The organism is Streptomyces sp. NPDC048420 (assembly GCF_040651535.1).
Taxonomy (GTDB): Bacteria; Actinomycetota; Actinomycetes; order Streptomycetales; family Streptomycetaceae; genus Streptomyces.
On sequence record NZ_JBEZKG010000024.1, the window covers coordinates 129,731 to 140,179 of the forward strand.

The following is a 10,449-nucleotide window of genomic DNA, read 5'->3' on the forward strand; positions in this document are numbered from 1 at the left end:
ACTTGAAGAGGTACCACAAGATTTCTCCGCACTATGCTGGTACGGCTCGAAGTGTGACCATTGTGTGGCAGTCGGGGCTTCGTTGAGGGGGTGCAGCGGATTGCCGGGGAACGTGGGGAACACGGGGAATGCGGGAAACACCAGGAGTGGTGGAGTTCCAGGGCTCCTGGTGACGGGACGTTATCGCCTGGTCGAGAGCATCGGCCAGGGGGGAATGGGGCGGGTGTGGCGGGCCGCCGACGAAGTACTCGACCGGCAGGTCGCGGTCAAGGAGATGCGGATCGACGGCCTCGACGCGGAGGACACCCGCACCCGCCGTGAACGCACCCTGCGCGAGGCCAGGGCAACCGCCCGGATCGACCACCCGAACGTCGTACGGGTCTACGACGTGGTGGACGAGGGTGAACGCCTGTGGATCGTCATGGAGTTGGTCAAGGGCCGCTCCCTGGAACGCGTGATGGTGGAGGACGGCCCGCTGGGCCCGCGCGCGGCCGCACTCCTCGGCCTCGGCCTGGTGGAGGCGCTCCGCCAGGTGCACGCGCGCGGCGTGCTGCACCGGGACATCAAACCCGGGAACGTCCTGGTGGAGTCCGGCGAGCGGACCGGCCGCCGGATCGTCCTGACGGACTTCGGCATCGCCGCGATGCAGGACGCCAAAGCGCTCACCATGGTCGGCATGCTCGTCGGCTCCCCCGACTACATGGCCCCCGAGCGGGTCTCGGGCCGCCCCCAGGGCCCGCCCTCGGACGTCTGGTCCCTCGGCGCGACCCTGTGCGCGGCCCTGGGCGGCCGCTCCCCGTTCTCCCGCGACACGACCCTGGCCACCCTCCACGCGGTCCTCTACGAGGAGCCGGAACTCCCTGCCGCCGCAGGCCCGTTGACCGACATCCTCTCGGCACTGCTGGAGAAGGACCCGTCGATACGACCGGGCCTGGACGAGGTGGAATCGGCCCTGCAACCGGTGGCGTTCCCGGCCCCTACGCCGACCCTGCGGGTGGGGCCGACGGAGCCGCCGCGCGAGCGCCGGGGGCCGGGCGGCGGCGCCGAGGAGACGGGCGAGGCCGGCGACGAGCGGGTGGCCGGGGGAGAGGCCGAGCCGGTGCCTCCGGAGGGAGAGCCGGGGAGGGCTTCCGCGCGGGCGGTGGGTGCGGCGCGTGCGGGGGCGGCTGAGGAACCGGCGGCGGGGTGGACCGACGGTGCGTGGGCATCGGGCGCGGGGGAGAAGGGGAGGCCGGGGCGGACTGACGGCGCGCGGGCGTCGGAGGGCGTGCCGGGACCGGCTGGGACGTCGGTGCCGTCGGGGGGCCCGGGGGGCCCGGAAGGCCCGGGCATCGCAACGGAGCCGAGGGATCCGCGGGGGCTGGGAGCTTCTGGGAGTCCCGGGAGGCCTGGGACTGCGGGGGTTTCAGGAACGCCGGGTGCTTCAGGAACACCAGCCACGTCGGTGCCACAGGGCGGTTCGCCGGACGCGGGGGCCTCGCCGGACGCGGGGGCCTCGCCGGACGCGGGGGCTTCATTGGATGCGGGCGTTCCGTCGGATGCGTCGGGTGGCCCGTGGGTTCTGCCCAGTGGTTCGCCGGACGGGTGGGCTTCGCTGGATGCGGGCGTTCCGTCGGATGCGTCGGGTGGCCCGTGGGTTCTGCCCAGTGGTTCGCCGGACGGGTCGGACGCCCGGCCGGGCTCGCCGACAACCCCGCCGGACGTGCTGGGTGGTTCGCCGGGTTCATCGGGTTCGCCCGCTGACCGGCCGGTCCGGCCGGAAGTCTCACCGGACTCGTCGGACCGTGCTCAGGCGTCGGCGCGGCCGGGTGCCTCACCGGACGTGCGGGCTCGGGACGTATCGGACCGTCCGTCGGGCCCGCCCGGTGTCTCGTCGGACGACCGGCCGGCCGCCGAGGAAACGTCGCCGTGGGCTCCGCGGGAGTTGCCCACGCCGGCCTATCTGGAGACACGGGTCGTGCGGGCGGTGCGGGATCCACGGGTGCCGGAGTCCGCACCGGACCTGGGGCAGGACGACGGGGGCGCGGAGCCCTCGGACGCGGTGCCGGACGGGTACGTCTCCGCGGACCCGGTCGCTGTCGATGCCTCGGACACACAGTTGGAGAGGCCCCGCACCGGCACCCCGCCCGAGGTGGCCGCCGTGACCGCCGACGCCGTAGCCGAACCCCCCGACCCCCTGACGCCCTCGACCCCGCCCGCCGCCAGCGCCTCCACCGAGGCCGCCTCGGAGGAACGTTCGGAGGTGCGGTCGGAGACGCCGTCCGGGAACTCGGCGGGAGCCGTGCTCCGGGCCGGCGCCACCACGATCAGCACGCCCCTGGCGAGCGCTCCCACGCAGGACTCCCTCTCGGCGGGCGCCCCCACGGAGCACTTCCCCATGCCGGACGCGCCGACGCGGGACGCCCCCACACGCGCCGCCTCCGCCCCCACACTGGTCGGCCCACGCCGTTCCCGCCCCGGTGTCTCCCTGATCCGCGGCAACCAGGCCGTCCCCGCCCAACACCCCACCCCGGACCCCGAGCCCGGCCACACACCGGGCACAGGAGACACCAACAGCGACTCCGGCCCGGCCGCCAACGGCCCGGGTGTGGACGCCGCTGGTTCGGGTCCTGCCGCCGACGGCCAGGGTGTTGGCGCCCCTGGCTCCGGCCCGGCCGCCGACGGCCCGGGTGCCAGCATCAGCGGCTCTGCCCTGGTCGCCGGCGGCCCGGGTGTGGGCCCCCGTGGTCCTGGGTCGGGCCCCGGGGGACCGGGTGTCAGCACCCCCACCCCGGCCACGGACACACCAGGTCCCAGCACCCCCGCACCCGCCACAGACGGACCAGGTATCGGCACCCCTGCCCCCGGCACCGGCGGTGCGGCCTCCGGTACCGGTGGTCTGGCTCCTGCCCCTGGCGGTGCGGCCTCCGGTGCCGGCGGTCTGGCTCCTGCCCCTGGCGGTGCGGCCTCCGGTACCGGCGGTCTGGCTCCTGCCCCTGGCGGTGCGGCCTCCGGTGCCGGCGGTCCGGTTCCTGCCCCTGGCGGTGCGGCCTCCGGTACCGGTGGTCTGGCTCCTGCCCTCGGCGGTGCGGCCTCCGGTACCGGCGGTCTGGCTCCTGCCCCCGGCAGTGCGGCCTCCGGCACCGGCGGTCCGGCCCCTGCCCCCGGCGGTCCGGCCCTCGGCACCGCCGGCCCCGCCCCGGCCACCCGCCCCTCCTCGGCCGCCCGTTCCGACGGCCCCTCTCTCACCCCTACTACCGCCCCCCGTACCGCCCCCACTTCCGCCCCGAACCTCACCCCGCCCGGCAGCCCGACCCCCGACTCAGGCCCAACTCCGGCCGGCAGCCCGATCCCGGACACCGCTTCCACCCCCGACTCGGCCCCAACCCCCGACTCGGCCCCCGCCCCCGACCCCGCCCTGATCCTCGGCCCCCACCCCCTCCGTATGCCCCCGGGCGAACTCCCCGGCCCCGCCCGCCCGGCCACCCCCCGACGCGGTCGCCGCCGGGCCGCTCTGCTCGCCGCCGCAGGCGTGGTCGTGGCGGGAGTCGCAGTCGCGGTCGTCCTCGCGAGTACCGCCGGCTCGCCGGGCGGGGACGACAAGGCGGGCGGCTCCCCGTCCTCCTCCGTCTCCGCCTCACCGCCCGCCTCCTCCGGCGGCACCCCGAGCGGCACCCCCTCCTCCACCGTCGAGGGCACCTCCCGCCCCCGCTCCCTCCCACCCGGCGCGCATGAGGAAGCCGGTGGGTTCGCGTGGGCGACCCCCACCGGCTGGCGACGGGACGTGAAGACGGGCGCGGAGGTCCACTACACCTCACCCGACGGAAAGCAGGAGCTCGCGGCCAAGTCCTCGCTGGCACAGGGCGACTTGATGGAGACGTGGGAGACGTCCGAGCAGAACGCCCACAAGGGCCAGGACTACCGCAAGATCCGCCTGGAGGAGACGACGTTCCGCGATCACCCCGCGGTCGTCTGGGAGTACACCTTCACCCTCGACGGCGTCCCCTGGCACGCCCGGCTGCTCGGCTTCAACGCCGGCGACAAGTCGTACCAGATCAACACCTGGTACCAGCCGGACATCGAGACCGGGGCCCTCGACACCTACGAGAAGGTGAGAGACAGCTTCACCGTCCTGTGAGTGCGGTTGAACCCGTCAGCCGACGGACACCTTGTCCGTCACCTCACCGGCCGGGTCGGCACCCGAACTCCCCCTCCCGACCTTCTCCTTCACCACGGCGATCACAAGCACCACCGCCGCGACGAGCAGCGACAACAGCACTGTCTCCCGCCCGTCGTGCTCGGTGTCGGTCAGCATGTACCCGAGGACGAACACGATCAACGCGGCCGTCGCCCAGGTCAGATACGGGTACAGCCACATCTTCACGACCAGCTTCTCCGGCGCCTCGGCCTGGATGATCTTCCGCATCCGCAGCTGCGAGAGGCAGATGACCAGCCACACGAACAGGGCCACCGCACCGGAGGAGTTGACGAGGAAGAGGAAGATCTTGTCGGGCGAGAGGTAGTTGAAGAACACGGCGACGAAGCCGAACACCACCGACGCGAGGATCGCCGCCATCGGCACACCCCGCCCGTTGACCCGCGCGAACGACTTCGGCGCGTCTCCCCGCTCACCGAGCGAGAAGGCCATCCGGGAGGCCGTGTAGAGGCCGGAGTTGAGACAGGACAGCACCGAGGTCAGCACGATGAAGTTCATGATCTGACCGGCGTGCGCGATCCCGAGGGAGTCGAGGGCGGCGACGTAGGAACCCTTGTCGGCGATGGACTTGTCGTCCCACGGCAGCAGGGTCACGACGACGAAGATCGAGCCGAGGTAGAACACCGCGATCCGCCAGATGACGCTGTTGGTCGCCTTGGTGACGGCCTTGCGGGGGTTCGCGGTCTCCCCGGCGGCGAGGGTGACGATCTCGCTGCCCATGAAGGAGAACACGACGAGGAGTACGCCGGTGAGGATGGTCCCGGCCCCGTTGGGCAGGAAGCCGCCGTGGTCGGTGAGGTTGGAGAGCCCGGCCTTGTCGGAGTCGACGCCCGGCAGCACACCGAAGACGGCCAGCGCGCCGATCACGATGAAGGCACCGATCGCCACGACCTTGATCCCGGCGAACCAGAACTCGAACTCGCCGTAGGACCCCACCGAGACGAGGTTGGTGGCGGTCAGCACCACCATCACGATCAGCGCCCACCCCCATTGCGGTACGGCGGGTATCCACCCTTCGAGGATCTTGGCACCGGCGGTCGCCTCGACGGCGAGCACGACCACCCAGAAGAACCAGTAGAGCCAGCCGATGGAGAACCCGGCCCAGCGCCCGAGTGCCCGGTCGGCATGCGCGGAGAACGAACCCGAACTCGGATTCGCGGCGGACATCTCACCCAGCATCCGCATCACGAGGACGACCATCGCGCCGACGAGGGCGTACGACAGCAGGATGCCGGGTCCGGCGGTGGCGATACCGGTGCTGGAGCCCACGAAGAGCCCCGCGCCGATGACACCGCCGATGGCGATCATAGAGAGGTGACGGTTCTTGAGTCCGGCCTGGAGACCAGTCATACGGGGAGTTCCTTCGTGCCGGGTGTGGGGGAGCGGGGGAGCGTGGGGGAAGGCCGGTCCAGTGATTCGGAGGCCGACACCCGAGGCTGCTGCCCCGAAACAGCCGTGTCACACTCATCCCATGCGCGTGTATCTCGGCTCCGACCATGCAGGCTTCGAACTCAAGAACCACCTCGTCGACTGGCTCAAGGCGGCCGGTCACGACCCGGTCGACTGCGGACCCCACATCTACGACGCCCAGGACGACTACCCGCCGTTCTGCCTCCGCGCCGCCGAGCGCACCGCCGCCGACGCCGACTCCCTCGGCGTCGTGATCGGCGGCTCCGGCAACGGCGAGCAGATCGCGGCGAACAAGGTCAAGGGTGTCCGGGCGTCCCTCGCCTGGAGCGAGGAGACCGCGTCGCTGGGCCGCCAGCACAACAACGCCAACGTGGTGGCGGTGGGCGCGCGCATGCACACGCAGGAGGAGGCGACGAAGTTCGTCGAGACCTTCCTCGCGACCCCGTTCTCCGGCGACGAGCGCCACCAGCGCCGGATCGACATGCTGTCGGCGTACGAGACGACGGGCGACCTGCCGGACATCCCGGCACACCACCCCCAGCAGTAGTCCGGCAGGGGGCCGAGGGCCGGGTGCGGGTGCGTGGGGGCTGGTCGCGCCCGCGCGGCGGAGCCGCACATGTCACGGCCCCGCGCCCCTGGGTGACTCAGCCCCTCCGGCGTTTGAGGAGCTGGGGTCTGGGGGCGGAGCCCCCAGGGCGGGGTCGAAGGGGCGGCAGCCCCTGGAGGATGGGACGGGTAGGGGCGGCGGGGGCGAGGAGAACCGCCCGCACCCCCACCCGCAGAACGAACAAGGAGCCACCGTGCCCGAGGGCCACACCATCCACCGCCTGGCCCAGGACTACGGCGCCGCGTTCCACGGCACGAAACCCCGCGTCACCAGCCCGCAGGGCAAGTTCTCCGACGCCGCCGCCCTCCTCGACCGATCGGAAGTCACCGACACCGAGGCCCACGGCAAACACCTCTTCCTCGGCTTCCGCGACACCGAGTGGATCCACATCCACCTGGGCCTCTTCGGCAAGGTCACCTTCGGCGCCGCCCCCGCACCCCCACCCACCGACACCGTCCGCCTCCGCCTCGCGAACACCAGGGCGTACGTCGACCTCCGCGGCCCCACGACCTGCGCCCTGATCACCCCCGCCGAGAAGCAGTCGATACACGACCGCCTCGGCCCGGACCCCCTTCGCGACGGCACCGACGCCGACCCGCGAGCCGCGTACCGACGGATCTCCCGCAGCCGTACGACGATCGCGGCCCTGTTGATGGACCAGAAGGTCATCGCCGGCGTGGGCAACGTCTACCGGGCGGAAGTCCTCTTCCGGCACCGCATCGACCCGTACCGCGCGGGCCGGGACATCACCCCCGCCGAGTGGGACGCGATCTGGACCGACCTCGTCGAGCTGATGCGCGAGGGAGTCCGGAACAACCGCATCGACACCGTCCGCCCCGAACACACCCCGGAGGCGATGGGCCGCCCGCCCCGCGTCGACGACCACGGCGGCGAGGTGTACGTCTACCGCCGGGCCAACCTGCCCTGTCACATCTGTGGCGGCGAGATCCGCACCGCCGATCTCGCCGCCCGCAACCTCTTCTGGTGCCCGACCTGCCAGAAACCCTGAGAACAGGGGAACAGGGTCCTAGAATCCGTGCGGCAGCCAGGGCACCACGGTCGACCCGAACCCCACCGAGGCCTCCGCCAACGCCCCCTGCCGCACCTCCCGCACCAGCCCCGCCCCCGCGAGTGAGACCAGGCTCACGCCACCGAGATAGGCCGCGCCCAACTCCCGTACGGACAGGGCGAGATCGGCCGAGTCCGTCGTACGGCTGCACAACGCCCCCTTGGCGTCCCCGCTGAGCCGCCAACGCCCCGTGTTCCAGGGGCAGAAGGCGTCCTCCACCTCCAGCACCACGTCCACCGGTGTCTGATACGTCCGCGCCTCCAGCGCCGCCCCGACGTCCACCAGGCGCACATGGAGCGCATCCCGCACCAGCAGCGAGCAGCGCCGGACGTCGGAGACGAGGTACTGCCAGGGCTCGTCCACGGGCCGTCGCCGGACGGCGACCAGCGAGGTGAGGTCGAGGTCGAACAGGAACCGCCAGAGCGCGCCCTGCACGGCCGGATCCAGTGCCTCCAGGTCGGAGACCACCACCGTGCCCTTGGGCCCGGCCGCCTCCCAGTCCGCCTTGACCCGGTAGCGCGCGTACCCCACGATCTCCCCGTCCCGCTCCGCGACCACGCACTGCAGCGGTGAGGCACCGTCCCGGTCGCTCTCGGTGTCGAGCAGCCACAGCCGCTGCCAGCCGGGGTTCCGGGCGATCATCCCGGGCCGTCGCGGCACGAGCCGGGCGTACAACGCCTCGCACTCGTCGAGCACGTCGGCGGGCGCCGCGTACCGCAGCCGTACGTCGTCCGTGCCGGGCGGCGGGGACAGTCGTACGCGCGTCGTATCGATGTCCGCATTGAGATGGTATGTGCCGACGCCGTACCCGAACCGGCCGTAGATCACCGGCTCGGAGGCCGTGAGGACGGCCAGCGGCTCGCCCCAGGAGCGCACGTCGTCCAGCTGGCGTCGCATCATCGAGGTGAGCACCCCGCGCCGCCGGTGCGTGCCCGCGACACTGACCATGGTCACACCGGCGGTGGGCACGGAGGCACCGCCCGGCACGGTCATACGGAAGGCGAACGCGCCCGCCGTACCCACGCACCGGTCGCCGTCCCAGACGCCGATGGACCGGTCCTCCACGGTGAGCTCGCGAAACAGCTCACGTTCCTCGGCCGACTCCGGAACCCCGCCGAAGGCGCGGATCAGGTTGTCGTACCACTCGTCCCAGTCGTCCTTCCGAAGCACCCGCAAGTCGGTCCCCATGAACCATGCCTACCAGGGCATCGCGGGACGAGCGAGGGAATTTCGACCGGACCGTCGTCGGCCGGACGTTTCACGCCCCTTGCGGGACTGTGAAGTTGAACCTCGCACGGGGGACAAGTCGTACCTCCTGTGCCAAGCAGGGGGTTCGACGGATAAGGTCCCGAACTAATGGCAGCAGGACGAGAGCGGCGCGCGGAAGCCGAGACGTTCACGGCCCGGTTGAAGATGGAGTGGCACCGGGTCCGCGTCGGCCTGCGCAGAAGCGCCGTGGACTACTTCCGCGGCGACGGCTCGGACTGGGTCGCGCTGGCCGGTCTGCTCATGACCGTCCCGGTGATCGCGGCCATTACTTTGATGAACTCCGTGTGGTGCTCACCGGCCGCCCTGGTCCTGCCGATCGTGGCCGGTGGCCTGCTGCTGCGCCCGGCGAGCCTGCTCGGCCTGTACGCGGCGGCGGCGACCGCGCTGATCGTGGAGTCGGTGCAGCTGGGGCCGTACACCGAGGGGCCCTCCCGGGTCACCCCGGGTGTGGTCCTGGTCGTGGCCGCCTGCGGGTTCTTCGGTCTGCTGATCGCCCAGTTCCGCAGCCGGGTCGGGGTGCCCTGGCGGCGCGGTGGCACCATGCTGTTCGACCTGCGCGAACGCATCCGGGTGCAGAGCAAGCTGCCGCAGCTGCCGCAGGGCTGGCACCGGGAGATGGCGCTGCGGCCCGCGGGCGGGCAGTCCTTCTCCGGCGACTTCGTGGTCGCGGCCCGTACGAACGGCGGCCGGACGATGGAGGTCGTGCTCACGGACGTGTCCGGGAAGGGCATGGACGCCGGGTCGCGTGCGCTGCTGCTGTCCGGGGCCTTCGGCGGTCTGCTGGGCTCCCTGCCCCCGCACGCCTTCCTGCCCGCCGCGAACGGCTATCTGCTCCGCCAGGACTGGGACGAGGGCTTCGCCACCTCCATCCACCTGGTCCTGGACCTGGACTCCGGCGACTACGAGCTCTACTCGGCCGGACATCCGCCGGGTCTCCAGCTCAGCGCGGGCAGCGGGCGCTGGGAGGAGAAGGCCGCGGAGGGCCCCCTCCTCGGGGTGTACGACGGCGCCCAGTTCGACCCCGTGAAGGGTTCGCTGCGCCCCGGTGACGTGCTGATGCTCTTCACCGACGGGCTGGTGGAGACGTCCGACCGGGACATAGTGGAAGGCATCGACCGCCTCACGGGGGAAGCCGACCGTTATGTCGCCGGGGGCTTCCACGGGGCGGCCTGGCATCTGATCGAGGCGGTGGCGAAGGACGTCAACGACGACCGGGCGCTGCTGCTGATCTGCCGAGAGGGTCCGACGGCCCAGGCGATGCCGCGCTAGCCGTCCGTTCCGGCGGGGGGCTGCCCGGGAGCCATGCCCGGCCCAGCTCACCGCCTTGTGCCGCGTCGCGACACACTGGAGGAATGACCCCTGAGTTGACCCTGGCCGAGGTCGAGGCCCTCGCCCGCGCCGCGCACGAGGGCCAGACCGACAAGGCCGGACGGCCCTACGCCGAACACCTGCGGGCCGTCGCCGAGGGCGTACGCGCGCGTGGCGGCGACGACGAGCAGATCGCGGCGGCCTGGCTGCACGACTCCGTCGAGGACGACGCGCTCTCCGCGCAGTGGCTCGACGAGGCCGCGCTGAGCCGCCGTACGAAGGACATCGTGCTGGCCGTCACCAAGCGGGCCGGCGAGCCGCCCGAGGCGTACGCCGGACGCATCCTGGCGACCCCGGGGGCGCTGCTGGTGAAACAGGCCGACCTGGCGCACAACGCGGACCCGGTGCGTCTCGCGGTCCTCGACGAGGCGACGCGGAAGCGACTGACCGAGAAGTACGCGGGGATGCGCGCGCTTCTCGGCCTTCGGGGGGACGCCTAGGGCCTGTCCGGCGGATCATGCCGGCGGCGCGGGGCCTGGCACGCGCATCTGCCGCGTTGTCGTCACTCGCCGACGCTCCGCGTCGACTCCC

7 protein-coding genes are annotated in these 10,449 nt (G+C 72.3%); 5 read left to right on the plus strand and 2 right to left on the minus strand.

The genetic code is table 11. The annotated features are described in order from the left end of the window. The first annotated feature begins 169 nt into the window (after window positions 1-169). Window positions 170-4,117, plus strand: coding sequence for a protein kinase (locus AB0D34_RS36645; protein ID WP_362669755.1), 3,948 nt, complete (start codon window positions 170-172; stop codon window positions 4,115-4,117). 15 nt (window positions 4,118-4,132) lie between these two features. On the opposite strand, the gene AB0D34_RS36650 is transcribed toward AB0D34_RS36645, so the two are convergent. Then, window positions 4,133-5,545 carry an amino acid permease gene (locus tag AB0D34_RS36650; RefSeq protein WP_362669757.1) on the minus strand — a complete coding sequence of 471 codons (1,413 nt, stop codon included), beginning with the start codon at window positions 5,543-5,545 and terminating at the stop codon, window positions 4,133-4,135. A gap of 121 nt (window positions 5,546-5,666) precedes the next feature. Here AB0D34_RS36650 and AB0D34_RS36655 point away from each other — a divergent pair, with 121 nt between their 5' ends. Beyond that, entirely contained in the window at window positions 5,667-6,152 is a 486-nt protein-coding gene (locus AB0D34_RS36655) for a ribose-5-phosphate isomerase (RefSeq protein WP_362669760.1), read from the plus strand. Window positions 6,153-6,405: 253 nt separating this feature from the next. Further along, window positions 6,406-7,221 carry a DNA-formamidopyrimidine glycosylase family protein gene (locus tag AB0D34_RS36660; protein WP_362669763.1) on the plus strand — a complete coding sequence of 272 codons (816 nt, stop codon included), beginning with the start codon at window positions 6,406-6,408 and terminating at the stop codon, window positions 7,219-7,221. An 18-nt stretch (window positions 7,222-7,239) separates the two neighbouring features. Here the strand turns inward: AB0D34_RS36660 and AB0D34_RS36665 are convergent, their stop codons facing one another. Continuing rightward, window positions 7,240-8,469: a GNAT family N-acetyltransferase gene (locus tag AB0D34_RS36665; RefSeq protein ID WP_362669766.1), complete on the minus strand. Its 1,230-nt coding sequence runs from the start codon at window positions 8,467-8,469 to the stop codon at window positions 7,240-7,242. A gap of 168 nt (window positions 8,470-8,637) precedes the next feature. Here AB0D34_RS36665 and AB0D34_RS36670 point away from each other — a divergent pair, with 168 nt between their 5' ends. Together AB0D34_RS36670 and AB0D34_RS36675 are read left to right on the plus strand one after the other, a co-directional pair. Next, a complete protein-coding gene (locus AB0D34_RS36670) occupies window positions 8,638-9,819 on the plus strand; it encodes a PP2C family protein-serine/threonine phosphatase (protein WP_362669769.1) in 1,182 nt (393 codons plus the stop codon). 83 nt (window positions 9,820-9,902) lie between these two features. Then, the gene (locus AB0D34_RS36675) at window positions 9,903-10,358 is read left to right on the plus strand and encodes an HD domain-containing protein (protein WP_362669772.1); all 456 of its coding nucleotides are present in this window, start codon (window positions 9,903-9,905) and stop codon (window positions 10,356-10,358) included. The last annotated feature ends 91 nt before the right edge of the window (window positions 10,359-10,449 follow it).